The sequence below is a fragment of the Azospirillum lipoferum 4B genome (assembly GCF_000283655.1).
Lineage (GTDB): Bacteria > Pseudomonadota > Alphaproteobacteria > Azospirillales > Azospirillaceae > Azospirillum > Azospirillum lipoferum_C.
Genome location: NC_016585.1, coordinates 330,260 through 345,952, shown reverse-complemented (window position 1 = coordinate 345,952; position 15,693 = coordinate 330,260). Strand labels below are relative to the sequence as shown.

Genomic DNA, 15,693 nt, shown 5'->3' with positions numbered 1-15,693 from the left:
TGCATACGTGGCTATACCGTGGCGCAGAGCTCAATTTGTGCCATCAATACGTCCGCATGGACACAGTTTCGACGCCAAAATTGAAACAGTTGCAAAGCCAACCATCCGGTTGACCGAATCGACAGGTCTCTTACCCTGCGAATCAGGTTATCCGGGTGGGCAGCCGCGGCTTTACCCGCAGCCGACGGGATCCGGCCGGCTGCCATGCACACCCGCCGTGAATCCCGGCCCCGGCCGCCATGCTAGGCTGGGTTGCACCATCCATGGAACCCCTTTCGGACACCGATCCGTCGATGCCCTTCCAGTCCCTGACGTCCTCCCTGCGTTCCGGCCCGCTGGCCGCCTACAGCCTTTACATCGTCGGATCGGCTCTGCTCGCCTCCAACCCGGTGGTCGGCCGGGCGGCGGCGCATGTGGTGCCGCCGATCGGACTGGCCTTCTGGCGCTGGCTGATCGCCTTCCTGATCGTGCTGCCCTTCGCCCTGTCCGGCCTGCTGGCCCATCGCCACCGGCTGAGGGAGGAGTGGCGCCGTTACCTGCTGCTGGGCGTGCTGGGACAGGGGATTTCCGGTGCCATCGTCTATTACGGGCTGGAACGGACCAGCGCCACCAACGCCAGCCTGATCTATGCCACCAGCCCGGCGATGATCCTGGCGCTGGCCGCCGTCTGGCTGGGCGACGCGATCCGGCCGCGGCAGATCCTCGGCATTCTGCTGGCAATGGCCGGGGTTCTGGTGATCCTGACCCGCGGCGATTTGGAGGCTCTGCGGCACCTGTCCTTCAATGTCGGCGATCTTCTGGTGCTGACGGGGGCGGTGTCCTGGTCGGTCTACACCATCCTGCTGCGGCAATCGGGCACACCCCTGCCGGTGGTCACCGCCTTCGCCGCCAACGCGCTGGCCGGCGTCCTGGTGCTGGCGCCCTTCTATGCGTGGGAAACGGTGGCGGTGCGGCCGGTGCCCTTCTCGGCCTCCACCATCCTGTCGATCGTGGCGGTGGCGCTGTTCGCCTCGGTCCTGGCACTTCTGGCCTATCAGAAGACCATCGCGATGATGGGGGCTGCCCGCGCCTCCACCGCACTGTATGTCTCGCCGCTGTGGGCGGCGCTGGCGTCCTGGCTTCTGCTGGCGGAACCGCTGCAGGGCTTCCACCTGATGGGGGTGCTGCTGGTGCTGCCGGGCGTGATGCTGGCCACCCTGCCCGCCCGCAAACCGCGAGCGCAGGCCGCGTCCGAAGCCGCTTGATCGGCAAGTCGCTTGATCGGCATCGCCGGCCCGCCCATCCTGGCCGGACTCCCCTGTCCCCAAGCCCATCCGGCCATGCCCCAGAACGCCCCGACCCCGCTCCTGCTCTGTGCCGACGATTACGGGCTGGCGCCCGGCGTCAACACCGCCATCCGCGACCTGATCGCCCGCGGGCGGCTCACCGCCACGTCGGTGATGAGCCTCTGCCCGCATTGGCGGACCGACGCCGCGGCCCTCTGCGCGTTGAAGGACAAGGCGGATGTCGGGCTGCACTTCACCCTGACCGACCAGCCGCCGCTGGGACCGATGCCGACGCTGGCGCCGGACGGACGGCTGCCGCCGCTGGGTCGGCTGATGGGATGGGCCTATCGCGGGAAATTGAATGCACCGGCCGCGCGGGCCGAGATCCGTGACGAACTGTCGCGCCAGATCGCCGCCTTCACCGACGCCTGGGGCGCCGCCCCCGACTACATCGACGGCCACCAGCATGTCCACCAGCTGCCCGGCGTGCGCGACGCGGTGGTGGAGGCGCTGGCAGCATTGCCCGGCGCCTATGTCCGCCTGTGCGGGGAGCCGGTGGCGGCGGTCCTGCGTCGCCGTGTCGCGGTGCCGAAGACCCTGCTGATCGGCGGGCTCGGCGGCGGGCTGGCCCGCATGGTGCGGGAGCGCGGCATTCCGGCCAACGACCGCTTCGCCGGAGTCTACGACTTCGCCGGCAGCCGCCCCTTCGCCGAACTGATGGCGCGCTTCCTGGAGGGTATGGGTGGCCGGACCCTGGTGATGGTCCACCCCGGCCTGCCCGACGAGGAGTTGCGCCGGGTCGACAGTCTGGTCGAGCCGCGGCGCACCGAATACGACTATCTCCGCGGGCCGGAGTTCGCCGCCCTGCTGGAACGGCGCAACATCCGGCTGACCCGCTTCGCCGGCCTGTGCGCCGGGTAGGCCCCCCTACTCGGCCTCGTCCGGCTGCCAGGCACGGCGGCGCAGCTTGAAGCGCTGGACCTTGCCGGTCTCCGTCCGCGGCAGCGCGTCGAGAAACTCCACCGCGCGCGGGTATTTGTAGGGCGCGATGTGGTCCTTGACGAAGCTCTGCAGCTCCTCGGCCAGACGCTCGTCGGGATAGACGCCGTCGCGGAGCACGACAAAGGCCTTCGGGATGGTGCCGCGCACGGGATCGGGCGCCGCGATCACCGCGCATTCCTGCACCGCGTCATGGCTGAGCAGGATGTTCTCGACCTCCAGGCCGGAGATCTTGTAGCCGGCCGAGACGATCAGGTCGTCGGTGCGGGCGTGATACCAGAAGAAGCCGTCCTCATCGACGTGGAAGGCGTCGCCGGTCAGGTTCCAGCCCTGCTGGACATAGCTTTCCTGCCGCGGGTCGTCGAGATAGAGACAACCGGTCGCACCGCGCACGGCCAGCCGGCCGACCTGTCCCGGCGGCAGCCGGCGGAACTGGTCGTCGACGACCATCGCCTCGTATCCCGGCACCGGCTTCCCGGTCGAGCCGGGCCGGACATCGCCGGGCACGGCATGGAGGACCGCGTTCAGCAGCTCGGTGGTGCCCAGGCTGTCGAGGATCTCCAGCCCGGTCGCATCGCGCCAGCCCTCGAAGGTCTGCCGGGGCAGCGGCTCCCCGGCGGAAACGCAGAGCCGCAGGGACGCCAGCCCCTTGGCCAGCGCCGGATCGGCGGCCATGCGGCCGATCATGCCACGGTAGACGGTCGGCACGGTGAACATCACCGTCGCCCTGTGCCGGGTCGCCGCCTCCAGCAGCCGGTCCGCGGTTCCGCGCTCCAGCAGGATCACGGAGGCGCCGATGCGCAGCGGGAACAGCAGCAACCCGCCCAGCCCATAGGCGAAGGCCAGCGTCGGCGAGCCGCAGAACACGTCGTCCGGCCCAGTCCCCAGCACCGAGCGCGGCGACAGGTCGGTGATCGCCAGCAGATGGCGGTGCAGGTGGGCCGCCGCCTTCGGCGTGCCGGTGGTGCCGGAGGTGAAGGCGATCAGCGCGACGTCGTCCTGCGCCGTGTCGGCAGCGTCGAAGCCCGCCGGCTTTGTGGCGATGCGGTGTTCCAGCTCGCCGTCGCGGAAGCCGACGATGCGCAGCGACGGCAGCGCCGCCTCTTCCAGATCGTCGAGGAAATGGGTGTCGCACAGCGCCATGTCGATGGCGGCGCGCTTCAGCACGTCGGCAAGTTCGGGCGCGCGCAGCAGCGGCATGGTCGGCACCAGCACGCCGCCGGCCTTGATTACCGCCAGCCAGCAGGCGGCCAGCATCGGCGTGTTGGGGCCGCGCAGCAGCACCCGGTTGCCGGTGACCAGCCCGTAATCCTCCGTCAGGACACGGGCGATGCGGTCGACGGTGTCGCGCATCCGGCCGTAGCTCCACACCTCGCCATCGCCGCCGATCAGGCAGGGGCGGCCGTCCCAGCCGCGCTCGCGCCAGCCGTCGATCAGGACGGAGGCGGCGTTGAGACGTTCGGGATACTGGAGTTCCGGGCGTTCGAGAATCAGGTCGGGGCGCTGGGACGGAGCCGGCAACCGGTCGCGAGTGAAGCTGTCGATATGTCCTGAGGGCGCCATGCGCTGGGATGCCTCCACCCGTTGGATCACGGGAGGAACGGGGCCGGCGTGATCGGTGGACGGGTTGACCCGCCACACGCGCGGTTCAGACACGGCCATGCCGTCGGCCGGCGCAAAAGCGCATCCCTTCATGGGCAATGCTCCATCTCCCCCCGCAGAGGACGCATGAACACGCCTCCGTCTTATCTTTTATGATCCGACTATAGTGCCAGGGAGCGGATGTGAGCCATGCAACGAACGAATGGTGGGTGCACCATCAATCGCCATTCATGCTGGGACAAATGGTCGAAAACGCCGGTTTTCCGTTGGTAAGACGCACGTTTCGCAACGAAAGTATGGGGCCGCCCAGAAAAACTCATCCGTTCTGCAGATAAAGATCGATCTCGCCCTGTTCCATGACATGGGCGGTGCCGTGGATGATACCGTTCGCCACCTGAATGATGCGGTGGATCATCGCGACGGAGGTCTGGCAGTCCATCCGGAGCTTGTCGGGGTCGCCGCTGTCGATGTCGGTTCCGATCCGCTCCAGCGTGTGGGCGATCACCTGATGGGCCTGGACGATGGTGTCCTCGAAGGGGCGGCGGAACTTGGACGGCACATGGCCGTAGGCTTCGATGGCCAGTTCCTTGTCGGAAAAGCCGCTGTCGCGGAAATGTTCGGCGTAGCTCTTGGGTTGCCAGATGCGGCATTCCTCCAGCATGTCCGGCATGTCCGGGATCATCTCGATCAGCATCACGATTTCGTTGAAGTGATTGAGATAATCGGTCGCGAGCAGAGTCTTTTCGGAGATGTTGGTTCCGCGCACGCGATCCCGCCACCGGCCGAAATCGGCCAGTTCATCCGGCGGAATGCCGTCCATCAGGGACCGATCCAACTCTTGGTCTTCCATGCACAAACCCGGACCCGATGCGGCAGCTAAGCGGTGCTCTGGCGCAGTGTTTCGGCGCGATGCTCAGGCCGGGAGACCGGCACGGATCGGCCGCTCTTCCACACCGACGGCACGCTTCAACGGTGAAGCGATGTCCTTAACGTTGGATTAAGCGCGTTGCAAGCATCGGGTTGCGAAAGCCCCCTATTGACGTGCGGAAACGGTGGACTAGATCGGATCGCGCAAAATCCGAATCGATTTGGAGCGTGAATCCGATCGCCAAACATAAAGCTACAGCGTCGTGCGTTTCATAGTAAACGCACGACGCTGTAGCCGGCCGGGCACAAAAAATCGCCGCCGGCACCAGCCCGCATGCTGCGGCAGCGCCCGGCGGCGATAAGGACTGGCGATTCAGGGAGGAATCACACCATTGATCGTTCAAACAGGACTACCGGCGGTTGGTTCCCACCTGTTTCAGTCGGATTTCCACCCGCGCATCTGTTGCAAAGAAAAAAGCGCCGGCCTGGGGGATGGCCGGCGCTTTCGAGGATCGGGAACACTCGCCTTGCCCTCAATACGCACATCGCCTGAGGGCAATGTCAAAGTAGCCGGCTAAGTCTTTCAGAACGGTTAAAACTCCCACTCCGCCACCCCCTATGCGGGGGTGGTCATAGGCCGCCTTTCCAAGCCGTCGGAACATACCCTGCCGGCTTTCATACTATGCATAGAGAGTAATTCGTTATCGGTATCTCGAATAAATCTTTCGGGTTCACTCCCGTTAGGCCGTGGACTGCGCCATATGAATTTGACCGTTGCAGGCCGGGATGCGTCAGTCTGTGCATCGAAACAACGTCAACGGCAGCGGGGCCATCACCGGCACCGCCCGCCGCATTCGCCGTCGGACACGCAAACCGGGTAAGGCGCCGCTACAGCCGGGTAACCGGGGGCGGCACAACGGTCAGGACGCCAGGAACACGCGCCGCAGAAAGGCACGGGGAGAGAGATGGAGCAGTACACCGGTCACTTCATGCAGCATTTGCCCTACCTGCGCCGCTATGCCCGCGCGCTGACCGGGACGAACGGGCGGGGGGACGCCTTGGTGACCCGCACCCTGGAATGGTATCTGGAGGCGGACGAGGATGAGACCGGCCGTGGCGAGGGTCTGTCGCGCGGTGCGCTCTACCGCCATCTGAACAAGCTTCAGGATGAAGAAGGCGCGGTGCCGGCGGTCGCCCCCTACCATCCGGTCGAATCCGCGCTGATGACGCTGGACGAGACCGACCGGCGGCTTTACCTGCTGGTCAATCTGGAGGATCTGCCGGTGGGTGACGCCGCCGCCGTCCTGGAGCTTGCCCCGGAAGACGCGCTGGAACGGCTGACCCACGCCCGCGAGCGCGTCCGCGCCCGCCTGACCGCCACCATCCTGATCGTCGAGGACGACGCGATCATCGCCTATGATCTGGCGGAGACGGTGCGCGGCATGGGCCACATCGTCTGCGGCAACGCGGCGACGATGGACGAGGCGCTGGCCCTGGCGGCGGAGCATCGGCCTACGCTGGCGCTGATGGATATCCGGCTGGCCGACGGCGACAACGGGCTGGAGGTGGCACGCGCGCTGCGGGCCCGCCGTTTCCTGCCTGTGATCTTCGTCACCGCCTTCCCCGACGATCTGGCAAAGCACGGGCTGGAGCATCTGGGGCCGGTCATCCCCAAGCCCTTCACCCGCGACCAGATCGAACAGGCGATCACCCGCGCGGTGTTCATGCCGCAGCCGGAGGACGCCCGCGAGACGGCGCAGCCCCACTGAGGGGCGGCGCCGCATGACCAGGGTGGCTTACAGCGTCGTGCGTTTAATATGAAACGCACGACGCTGTAACTTTATGTTTGGCGATCGGATTCACGCTCCAAATCGATTCCGATTTTACGCGATCCGATCTCGCGGAAGAGGCTCAGCGGAAAACGACGGTCTTGTTGCCGTTCAGCAGCACGCGGTGCTCCACGTGGTAGCGGACGGCGCGGGCCAGCACGATGTTCTCGATGTCGCGCCCGATGGCCACCAGGTCGTCGGGCGTCATCGTATGGTCGACTCGCTCGGCCTCCTGCTCGATGATCGGGCCTTCGTCGAGGTTCGAGGTGACATAGTGCGCCGTGGCGCCGATCAGCTTCACGCCTCTCGCATGCGCCTGATGGTAGGGCTTGGCGCCCTTGAAGCTGGGCAGGAAGCTGTGGTGGATGTTGATGACCCGGCCGGCCATCCGCTCGCACAGGGCACCCGACAGCACCTGCATGTAGCGGGCGAGCACGACCAGGTCGACCTTCTCCTCCTCCACGATCTCCAGCAGGCGGGATTCCTGCTGCGCCTTGTTGTCGGGGCCGACCGGCAGGTGGTGGAAGGGAATGTTGTGCCAGGCCGCCAGCTGGTAGAAGTCCCGGTGGTTGGAAACGATGGCCGGGATCTCGATCGGCAGGTAGCCGGTGCGGTAGCGGTACAGCAGGTCGTTCAGGCAGTGTCCGAACTTCGACACCATGATCAGCACGCGCGGGCGGCGCCGGGCGTCGTGGATCTTCCAGGTCATGCCGAAACGTTCCGCCACCTGGGCGGCGAAATCGGCCTCCAGCTGCTCCCTCGTCGGCCCGGCGTCGCTGCCGTTGAAGCTGACGCGCATGAAGAACAGGCCGGAGATGCGGTCGCCGAACTGCGCGCTGTCGATGATGTTGCAGCTCCGCTCCGCCAGGAAGCCGGACACCGCGAAGACGATGCCGACGGTGTCGGGGCAGGAAACGGTGAGGATATAGTCGGAGCCGGTCTCAGACATCGCGCGTCCACCATGACGTACAGCATGAAAAGGGGGAGGCTTCCCTAGCACGAACGCCACGATGTTGCACCCGCTTCATGAGCGGTCCCGCACATGGCTGCACCGTCAAGCGGGATTGTCCCCGATATCGGGCGGCCCACGCCGCTCTGGCGCCGGCCGCCCGGCGGTGCGACAATCGACCGGGCGCGCAACGCGCGGCAGCAACAGGGCGGGGTCACCCCATGGCATCCGGCGGCAAGATCATCGGCGAATACAGCAAGGGCAAGGTCGACAAGCTGCTGACGGCCGATGCCGCGGACAGCAGCCGGAGCCAGCGCATCCGCCGCTTCCTGGAAAACATGGATGCCGCCATCCTGGAGGCCAATTGCGAGGTCATCGGACGCGAGCTGCCGAACCTGGACCGGGACTCCTTCCTGCGGATGGCGGTGCGGGTCGCCGAACTGCGCGCCGACTATATCCGCGCCGGCCTGCACATGTCGGAGGCCCGCCATCCGGAACCGTCGTCCGTCGCCGAACTGGCCCGCCTGCGTACCGCTTACGAGGAGATGCTGGCGGTCTACGAGGCGGCAGAGCGGGTGATCGAACGTGGCTACGCCAAGCTGGGGTGAGTCTCACGAGTATCTTGAGGAGAACACCCTCAGCCGTCATTCCCGCGAAAGCTGGGATCCATCCGTTTCAGCCGCTTGATTGCGGAGTTTCCTGGTTCCCCGCCTTCGCGGGGATGACGGCCGAGAAACGGATCGGCCTGAACAGGAAGGGCACGGCCCGAATGCCCGTCTTCTATCGGAATGTCCGAAAACAAAAACCCCTCCCCCGCGGTCTTGCGGAGAAGGGGGGGCGACGGATCGATCTAGAAATCGGTCACGTCGAATTCGGTGGCAACCTCCACAGCGATGCCCGGCGGCCGGAGAAGCGGCCGGGAACCGGGGTCAGACGTCTTGGAAATGCTCCAACTCACGTCGCAGGCTGGTTGCCTCCTGCCGCAGGCCGACGATCCGGCGTGCATCAGGCCTCGGCTGCTGTTCCTCGCGTTCGAGCTCACCCTCGACTTCGCGCTGCTCTTGCCGGATGATGTTGAACAGGGCTTTCCTCAACATCGACACCTCCCGAGCTGATCGCTAAAATTTTAGCGCTTTCCCAGACCGCCATCAAGCAACCATTCACATCTGTCGAATCCTCGATCCGTCAAGTCTGCCCGGATGGCGGGACGCCCACAAATATTCAGGAATGGTAACCTGCCCGGCCTTGACAACACTTAATCGTGCCCGCATTGGTTAACGAATCGGGGTAGAGCAACGGACAGGGCGATCGCACGTCGCAGCCTTCCTCCACTTGCAGCACGGTATATTTCGCCATGGATCGTCGACAGCTGCTTGGGCTCGGACTGAGCAAGCTTTGGTTAACCGCATTCGGCACGGCGGGGCTGGCGCTGGCGCAGCCTCTTTCGTCCGGCTCCGCCCTTGCCGGCCAGCAGCGGCCGGAGCGCAAGCCGTCCGGCGGCACTTCGCCGCAGACCGCCCCGAGATCGCGGCTGGTCATGCTCGATCCCGGTCATGGCGGCGCCGACCCCGGCGCCATCGGCACCCGCGGCACCCACGAGAAGGCGGTGACTCTGGACATCGCCCGCGAGGTCGCCCGCCTGCTGGCCCAGCGGCACGGCATAACGGCGAAGCTGACGCGGCGCGACGACCGCTTCCTGGCGCTGGACGAACGGGTGGCATTGACGCGCAAGGCGGGAGCGGACCTGTTCGTGTCGATCCACGCCGACAGCGCCCCCAATGCCGACGCCCGCGGCATGTCGGCCTATATCCTGTCCGAAAAGGCGTCCGATGCCTTCGCCTCCCGCCTTGCCCAGCAGGAGAACGAGGCGGACCGATTCGGCAAGCGGGGGACGGGCAACGCCAACCGCATCGTCAAGGATATCCTGCTGGACCTGACGGCGCGCCACACCCGCCATGCCTCGCTCGCCGCCCGCCAGCTTCTGGTGGAGGGAGCGGGAAAGGAGCTTCGCCTGCTCGACAACCCGATGCGCGCGGCGAATTTCGCCGTGCTGAAGGCGCCGGACGTGCCGTCGGTGCTGGTGGAGACCGGCTTCCTGTCCAACCCCAAGGACGAGGAAATCCTGAGAGACCCCACGGCGCGACGGGTGGTTTCTAGCGTCCTGGCGCGAGAGATCGCGAGCGTGCTGTCCAGCCCAGCTTTCGCCTGATTCTGCCCTGAGACTGCCCGAGGCGTTGCGGCAATCATCCCTTCGCAGCCGCAGCGACTGCAACATCCGTGCATCACCTGGGGACAAAGTGACGATGACTGCTGAAGGCTCCGAATTTCCCCATTGCAAACGCCGTTCCGCCGTGACTTTTTCCGGCCGCGCGCCGCATCCGCCCGGCGCTCGGCACGCTGGCGAAGGGAGGCACGCTGTGACGGGTTTGAGCCGCCTTGGGACATTGTTCGCGCTCGCCTGCACGGCCGGTTTTTCGCTGGCCGGCTGCGGCCCCCTGCTGCTCGGCACCGCCGGCAGCGCCGCGGTCGTGGCGTCGCAGGAGCGCGGGTTCGGCGGGTTCGTCAGCGACACCGAAATCCGTGCCCGCATCAACTCGCTGTGGCTGCAGCATTCGGTCGACATGACCAACCGGATCGGGTTGACGATCGACCAGGGCCACGTGCTGCTGACCGGCCGCGCCGCCGACCCGCAGATGCGGCTCGACGCGGTGCGCCTCGCCTGGCAGGCCCAGGGCGTCAAGGAAGTCATCAACGAGATCCAGATCGACAACGGCTCCAGCATCGTCGACACCGCGCGCGACACCTGGATTTCAACCCAGATTCGCAGCCGGATCACGTTCGATGCGGATATACATAGCCAGAACTACAGCATCGATACCGTCGATGGCGTTGTCTATCTGATGGGTGTCGCCAGTTCACAGGAGGAGCTGGACCGCGCAATCCAGCACGCCCGTTCGGTTCCCAACGTTCAACGCGTCGTCAGCTACGTCCGTCTGCTCTCAAACCTCCAGGGTTGAAACCCGACCGCCATGGCCTCCGCCCTTTCCCGCCTCCTCGCCGCACTCCGCACCGCCACCGTCGCCGCCGCCCTGATCCTTCCGGCGGCGGCGGCCGTGGCCGGTCCCGTTCCGGCGCAGGACGCGGCGACGGCCGAGGCCGTGACGGCGGGCACCGCGACGGAGGAAGGCGGCGGGGCGGACAACCCGACCGCCGGAACGCCCGGCCCGGCCAACCGCATGTTCGTCCAGGCGCTGCAGCTGATCCGGCAGGCCGACAACACCTTCGACGTCGCCGAGGAGTCCCGCCTGCTGAAGGAGGCGGACAAGCTGTTCAACGAGATCGTGACGAAATACCCCGACAGCTCGCTGGCGGTGCAGCTCGTCACCAACCAGTTCGTCGGCGACTTCGACTTCTACGAATTCCGGTCGCGCATCCGGGCGCTGGTCTGCAACGACGCGCTCGGCAGCCTGTGCTTCCTCCACCGCATCGGCGAGATGCTGCCGCCGGTGGAAACGCCGATCAACGCCGCGCGCTGGGACTGGCTGTCGCTGGCCGTCGCCTACCAGCAGCTGGGCGATCCCGGCCGCGCCAAGGAGATCATGGCGCCCTTCGTCAGTGCGGTGCGCCGCGGCGGCGTCGCCGACAGCTCCGGCCAGGACCTGTTCGTCGCCCGCGCGCTGTCGCTGATGGGGCAGACGCCGCTGGCGCTCGACATCACCCGGCAGATCAACGACTGCTCCACCCGCATCTACAACCTCGCCGACATCGCCAAGGCGGCGTCCTGGCGCGGCGACGCCGCGCTGACCAACGCGCTGGCGGACGAGGCCAAGAGCTACGCCTCCAGCCACAACTGCGCCTGGGAGCTGGGGCTGGTCGCCCAGTCGCTGCTGCGCGCCGGCAAGGAGGCGCAGGCCCGCACCCTGTTCCTGAACACGGTCGAGACGCAGTTTTCCAAGTTCAAGGAAACCCTCGGCGACTGCTGTCCGCCGGAGCTGGCGGTGGCCGCCGCCGACATCGGCGAGCCGAAGCTGGCGCTGGGCCTGCTCAGCACCGTGCAGGACGAGAATCCCTGGACGATCCCGGCCGTGCTGGGGCGGCTGGCCAAGCGCGGCGAGACCGGCATGGCCGTCGCCTATGCCGAGCAGGTGGCGGACATCGACACCCGCGGCGAGGCCTTTGCCGAACTGGTCGAGGCCGCGATGAAACGCGGCGAGCCGGCCGCGGCCAACGACCTGATGAACCGCCTGAACAAGCTGGTCGACGATGCCGCCGGCCGCCGGCCGGGGTTGCTGGCGCAGCGGGCCAAGGCGGAAAAGGCCTTCTACAACGACGACCGCTGGCGCCGCAGCTTCCAGCTGGCGATCAACGCCGCGGAAAAGGCCAGCAACTTCGTCCGCCGCGACATCGGCGCCCCGCTGCTGGCCGCGCTGGTCCGGATCGAAACCGGCCTGCCGATGCTGGATTGAGGGGGCGGATTCCCCCTCTTCCCCCAGGGGCTATGGGATGCACAGATCTCGCATTTGCGAAAGGACGTGCAGCTTGGCATTGAGGACAGCCCCTCTCCCCTCGCGGGAGAGGGGTTGGGGTGAGGGGCGGAAACTTGATTTCCACGGGCTTTCAGCCGGTCGCACCCCTCATCCCAACCCGCGGGTCGGCAAAACGCCGTTGGCGTTTGGCCGATCCCGCCCCGCAAGGGGAGAAGGGCTTTTCACCACCTGTGGTTGCCGCCATTTCGCGGAGGCGAGATGTGTGAATGCAAAAGCCGGGGGGGAGAGGGGATGTTTGGGGCGGAGAGGGACCGCATCACCCCACCGCCAGCACCAGCTTGCCGACATGCTGGTTGCTCTCCATCAGCCGGTGGGCGTCGGCGGCCCGTTCCAGCGGAAACACCTCGTGGACGACCGGCTTGATCCGCCCCTCGACGATCAGCGGCCAGACGCGGGCCTTCAACTGCTCGGCCACCGCCTGTTTGTAGGCGACCGGGCGCGCCCGCAGGGTGGAGCCGGTCAGCACCAGCCGCTTGGTCATGACGGGGAAGAAGTTCACCGTCGCCGTCGCCCCGCGGACGAAGCCGATGCAGACATAGCGCCCCTCGACCGCCAGCGCGTCGATGCTGCGGGCGACGTAATCGCCGCCGACGATGTCGAGCACGACATTCACGCCCGCCCCGCCGGTCGCGTCCTTGACCACCGCGACGAAATCCTCCGTGCCATAGTCGATGGCGCGTTCGGCGCCCAGCCGGACGCAGGCCGCACATTTCTCCGGCCCGCGTGCGGTGGCGAAGACCCGCGCGCCGAAGGCGGCGCCCAACTGGATCGCCGTGGTGCCGATGCCGGACGTGCCGCCATGGACCAGCAGCGCCTCGCCGGGCTGGAGCGCGCCGCGCTCGAACACGTTCGACCAGACGGTGAAGAAGGTTTCCGGCAGGGCCGCCGCCTCTGCCATCGACAGGCCGGCCGGGATCGGCAGGCACTGGGCGGCGGGCACGACGCAGAATTCGGCATAGCCACCGCCGGCCAGCAGGGCGCAGACGGGATCGCCGATGGACCAGCCCTCCACCCCCTCGCCCAGCGCATCGACAGTGCCGGCGACCTCCAGGCCGGGAATGTCGCTGACGCCCGGCGGCGGGTTGTATTTGCCGAGCCGCTGGAGCACGTCCGGCCGGTTGACGCCGGCCGCCTTCACCGCGATGCGGATCTCGCCCGGCGCCGGATCGGGAACCGGGCGGCGCGCCGGGACCAGCACCTCCGGCTTGCCGGGCTGGCTCACCTCAATTGCCGTCATGCTTATGGTGTCTGTCATTCGGATCGCTCCCCTGCCCTGTCGTCGTGATTGGGCCCGCTGAAAGTTATTGCGAGGGCACTCTGTCGCCGTGGCGGACGGCCCGTCCACGCGGCGATGGATCCGATTTCGTCCTGCGGAAAAAACAAAAAAATGGCCGTGCTGCACACAGCACGGCCAGTCTCCGAGAGAAGCGCGAACATGCAAAACAACACATCCGCCCGATGAGAAAGGAACGCCTTTCCCGAGACAGACAATCGCACCAAACCGGCGCCAATTCCCGAGAATTCGACCTCTTTTCCATTCCGTGGAAACGGCTTTTTAGGCAAGAAAGAAGGCCGCACTCCATCGGGAACGCGGCCTCTAGTGCGCCAGGGAGGATATTCTGACGTGCACCACCTGCCGTCAGCTCTTGGCGTCTCGTAAATTGCTTGACCGTGTGCAGGCTGGATCAGTTCGGGACCGGGACGCGTCCGCCCAGTTCCTGCGTCACCGCGGCGGCGGCGCGCTTGACCATCTCGCCCAGGGCGCGCAGCCGCGCGTCCTCGATGCGCCGGCTGGAGCCGGACAGCGACAGGGCGCCCATCACACGGGAATTCTCGTCGAAGATCGGGGCGGCGACGCAGCGCAGGCCCGACACCCGCTCCTCCTGGTCCAGGGCATAGCCGCGGGTCCGCACCAGCGTCAGGTCGCGGTACAGCGCCGGCAGCGAGGACAGGGTGCTGCGGGTGAACTGGCGCATGCCGCGCTGGGTCACGATGGTCTGCACCTTGGTCTCGGTCATGCCGGCCAGCAGGGCCTTGCCCACGGCGGAGCAGTGCAGCAGCGTGCGGTCGGTCTGCGGCACCGCGACCTGGGCGGCACGGGGGCCGCCGACGCGGGCCAGATAGATCGCCTCGCCATTCTCCTCGACCGCCAGATTGACGATCTCGCTGCTCTCCTCCATCAGGCGGCGCATGCGCGGACGGGCGACGTCGACCAGATTGCGGGTCTTCAGGAAGTTGGCCCCGGTCATGTAGGCCTGGACGCCGACCACCCAGCCGCGCGCGCTCTGGTCGAAGCGGACATAGCGCTCATACTGCAGGGTCGTCAGCAGGCGGTGGGTGGTGGAGGGCGACAGGTGTGCGGCCTCCGCCAGCTCGGTCAGGGTCATCGGACCGTCATTGGCGCCAAGGATGGTCAGAATGTTCAGCGCGCGGCAGAGCGACTGCACCACCTGACCGCGCTCGGCCTTGGCGTCGGCCTTGCCGTTGTCGTTCTTCTCGCGCGGCGCCTCGATGATCGCCGTCTTGATGATCGCCGCGGCGCCCTCGCTGGGGTCGTCGTGGATGATCCGGCGTGCGATGGCGGCGGCGGTCATGCTGTTGGTGTGGGCTTGCGCTTTCATGTCCCATCTCCCTCGGGGTCCGGCGCGTTGGTTGCGCCTGTCTGTTGCGGCTGATGGCGTGAGTGACAGAAGCTTCGCTTGAACCGCGGGACCGTCGCGGACGGCGGCCCCGCGGCGTACCGGTCAGTTCTTGAAAATCGACTGCATGGTGGAGCCCAGGCTGGCGGGGCTGTCGGCGACGGCGATGCCGACCGACTTCATGAAGTCGATCTTGAAGTCGGCGGTGTCGTTGCCGCCGGAGATCACCGCGCCGGCATGGCCCATGCGGCGGCCCGGAGGAGCCGTGCGGCCGGCGATGAAGCCGACGACCGGCTTCTTCGTGCCCGACGCCTTGATGAACTCGGCGCCGCGGACTTCGGCGTCGCCGCCGATCTCGCCGATCATGATGATGCCCTCGGTCTCCGGATCCTTCACGAACAGCTCCAGGCTGTCGACGAAGTTGGTGCCGTTGACCGGGTCGCCGCCGATGCCGATGCAGGTGGTCTGGCCGAGGCCGGCCGCCGTGGTCTGCGCGACGGCCTCATAGGTCAGCGTGCCGGAGCGCGAGACGATGCCGATCTTGCCGCGCTTGTGGATGTGGCCCGGCATGATGCCGATCTTGCACTCGTCCGGCGTGATGATGCCGGGGCAGTTCGGGCCGATCAGGCGGGTCCCAACTCCATTTTTCCGGGAGCCGTCGAGCGCGCGCTTGACGCGGACCATGTCCAGCACCGGGATGCCTTCGGTGATGCAGACCACCAGCGGGATCCCGGCGTCGATGGCTTCCAGGATCGCGTCCGCGGCGAAGGGCGGCGGCACGTAGATCACGCTGGCGTTGGCACCGGTCTTCTCCACCGCTTCGGACACGGTGTCGAAGATCGGCAGGTCGAGATGCTTGGCGCCGCCCTTTCCCGGGGTCACGCCGCCGACCATCCTGGTGCCGTAGGCGATGGCCTGCTCGGAGTGGAAGGTGCCCTGGGCTCCGGTGAAGCCCTGGCAGATCACCTTCGTGTTCTTATCGACGAGAACGGCCAT

At 66.8% G+C, this 15,693-nt stretch carries 14 protein-coding genes; 7 read left to right on the top strand and 7 right to left on the bottom strand.

The window, feature by feature from the left end; all coding sequences use genetic code 11:
* The first annotated feature begins 263 nt into the window (after positions 1–263).
* Positions 264–1,244, top strand: coding sequence for a DMT family transporter (locus AZOLI_RS15305; protein ID WP_014188071.1), 981 nt, complete (start codon positions 264–266; stop codon positions 1,242–1,244).
* Positions 1,245–1,319: 75 nt separating this feature from the next.
* A complete protein-coding gene (locus AZOLI_RS15300; RefSeq protein WP_044551778.1) occupies positions 1,320–2,186 on the top strand; it encodes a ChbG/HpnK family deacetylase in 867 nt (288 codons plus the stop codon).
* A 6-nt stretch (positions 2,187–2,192) separates the two neighbouring features.
* On the opposite strand, the gene AZOLI_RS15295 is transcribed toward AZOLI_RS15300, so the two are convergent.
* Together AZOLI_RS15295 and AZOLI_RS15290 are read right to left on the bottom strand one after the other, a co-directional pair.
* On the bottom strand, positions 2,193–3,827 hold the full coding sequence (locus AZOLI_RS15295; protein WP_044551777.1) for an AMP-binding protein: 1,635 nt from the start codon (positions 3,825–3,827) through the stop codon (positions 2,193–2,195).
* A 355-nt stretch (positions 3,828–4,182) separates the two neighbouring features.
* Positions 4,183–4,686, bottom strand: coding sequence for a hypothetical protein (locus AZOLI_RS15290; protein WP_044551392.1), 504 nt, complete (start codon positions 4,684–4,686; stop codon positions 4,183–4,185).
* Between the two features lie 1,012 nt (positions 4,687–5,698).
* Between AZOLI_RS15290 and AZOLI_RS15285 the strand changes: the two genes are divergently transcribed.
* Positions 5,699–6,502: a response regulator gene (locus tag AZOLI_RS15285; protein ID WP_014188067.1), complete on the top strand. Its 804-nt coding sequence runs from the start codon at positions 5,699–5,701 to the stop codon at positions 6,500–6,502.
* A gap of 142 nt (positions 6,503–6,644) precedes the next feature.
* On the opposite strand, the gene purU is transcribed toward AZOLI_RS15285, so the two are convergent.
* Positions 6,645–7,511 (bottom strand): formyltetrahydrofolate deformylase, encoded by an 867-nt coding sequence (gene purU / locus AZOLI_RS15280; protein WP_014188066.1) that lies wholly within the window; start codon positions 7,509–7,511, stop codon positions 6,645–6,647.
* A gap of 221 nt (positions 7,512–7,732) precedes the next feature.
* Between purU and AZOLI_RS15275 the strand changes: the two genes are divergently transcribed.
* On the top strand, positions 7,733–8,119 hold the full coding sequence (locus tag AZOLI_RS15275) for a hypothetical protein (protein WP_014188065.1): 387 nt from the start codon (positions 7,733–7,735) through the stop codon (positions 8,117–8,119).
* 321 nt (positions 8,120–8,440) lie between these two features.
* Here the strand turns inward: AZOLI_RS15275 and AZOLI_RS32895 are convergent, their stop codons facing one another.
* Positions 8,441–8,608: a hypothetical protein gene (locus tag AZOLI_RS32895; protein ID WP_167331745.1), complete on the bottom strand. Its 168-nt coding sequence runs from the start codon at positions 8,606–8,608 to the stop codon at positions 8,441–8,443.
* A gap of 257 nt (positions 8,609–8,865) precedes the next feature.
* Here AZOLI_RS32895 and AZOLI_RS15270 point away from each other — a divergent pair, with 257 nt between their 5' ends.
* From AZOLI_RS15270 to AZOLI_RS15260, 3 genes are all read left to right on the top strand, one after another.
* Positions 8,866–9,720, top strand: coding sequence for an N-acetylmuramoyl-L-alanine amidase family protein (locus tag AZOLI_RS15270; protein ID WP_014188064.1), 855 nt, complete (start codon positions 8,866–8,868; stop codon positions 9,718–9,720).
* A 94-nt stretch (positions 9,721–9,814) separates the two neighbouring features.
* Positions 9,815–10,528: a BON domain-containing protein gene (locus tag AZOLI_RS15265; protein WP_244442584.1), complete on the top strand. Its 714-nt coding sequence runs from the start codon at positions 9,815–9,817 to the stop codon at positions 10,526–10,528.
* Between the two features lie 12 nt (positions 10,529–10,540).
* Positions 10,541–11,977 (top strand): hypothetical protein, encoded by a 1,437-nt coding sequence (locus AZOLI_RS15260; RefSeq protein WP_014188062.1) that lies wholly within the window; start codon positions 10,541–10,543, stop codon positions 11,975–11,977.
* 337 nt (positions 11,978–12,314) lie between these two features.
* Here the strand turns inward: AZOLI_RS15260 and AZOLI_RS15255 are convergent, their stop codons facing one another.
* The 3 genes from AZOLI_RS15255 to sucD form a co-directional block, all read right to left on the bottom strand.
* Positions 12,315–13,313, bottom strand: coding sequence for an NAD(P)H-quinone oxidoreductase (locus tag AZOLI_RS15255; RefSeq protein WP_014188061.1), 999 nt, complete (start codon positions 13,311–13,313; stop codon positions 12,315–12,317).
* 430 nt (positions 13,314–13,743) lie between these two features.
* The gene (locus AZOLI_RS15250; protein WP_014188060.1) at positions 13,744–14,679 is read right to left on the bottom strand and encodes an IclR family transcriptional regulator; all 936 of its coding nucleotides are present in this window, start codon (positions 14,677–14,679) and stop codon (positions 13,744–13,746) included.
* Between the two features lie 123 nt (positions 14,680–14,802).
* A complete protein-coding gene (sucD, locus tag AZOLI_RS15245) occupies positions 14,803–15,693 on the bottom strand; it encodes a succinate--CoA ligase subunit alpha (protein ID WP_014188059.1) in 891 nt (296 codons plus the stop codon).

Bases quoted from the DNA above. Each gene is read 5' to 3' on its own strand.
- AZOLI_RS15305 (WP_014188071.1), top strand. From the start codon at position 264: ATGGAACCCCTTTCGGACACCGATCCGTCGATGCCCTTCCAGTCCCTG.
- AZOLI_RS15300 (WP_044551778.1), top strand. From the start codon at position 1,320: ATGCCCCAGAACGCCCCGACCCCGCTCCTGCTCTGTGCCGACGATTAC.
- AZOLI_RS15295 (WP_044551777.1), bottom strand. From the start codon at position 3,827: ATGGCGCCCTCAGGACATATCGACAGCTTCACTCGCGACCGGTTGCCG.
- AZOLI_RS15290 (WP_044551392.1), bottom strand. From the start codon at position 4,686: ATGGACGGCATTCCGCCGGATGAACTGGCCGATTTCGGCCGGTGGCGG.
- AZOLI_RS15285 (WP_014188067.1), top strand. From the start codon at position 5,699: ATGGAGCAGTACACCGGTCACTTCATGCAGCATTTGCCCTACCTGCGC.
- purU (WP_014188066.1), bottom strand. From the start codon at position 7,511: ATGTCTGAGACCGGCTCCGACTATATCCTCACCGTTTCCTGCCCCGAC.
- AZOLI_RS15275 (WP_014188065.1), top strand. From the start codon at position 7,733: ATGGCATCCGGCGGCAAGATCATCGGCGAATACAGCAAGGGCAAGGTC.
- AZOLI_RS32895 (WP_167331745.1), bottom strand. From the start codon at position 8,608: ATGTTGAGGAAAGCCCTGTTCAACATCATCCGGCAAGAGCAGCGCGAA.
- AZOLI_RS15270 (WP_014188064.1), top strand. From the start codon at position 8,866: ATGGATCGTCGACAGCTGCTTGGGCTCGGACTGAGCAAGCTTTGGTTA.
- AZOLI_RS15265 (WP_244442584.1), top strand. From the start codon at position 9,815: ATGACTGCTGAAGGCTCCGAATTTCCCCATTGCAAACGCCGTTCCGCC.
- AZOLI_RS15260 (WP_014188062.1), top strand. From the start codon at position 10,541: ATGGCCTCCGCCCTTTCCCGCCTCCTCGCCGCACTCCGCACCGCCACC.
- AZOLI_RS15255 (WP_014188061.1), bottom strand. From the start codon at position 13,313: ATGACAGACACCATAAGCATGACGGCAATTGAGGTGAGCCAGCCCGGC.
- AZOLI_RS15250 (WP_014188060.1), bottom strand. From the start codon at position 14,679: ATGAAAGCGCAAGCCCACACCAACAGCATGACCGCCGCCGCCATCGCA.
- sucD (WP_014188059.1), bottom strand. From the start codon at position 15,693: ATGGCCGTTCTCGTCGATAAGAACACGAAGGTGATCTGCCAGGGCTTC.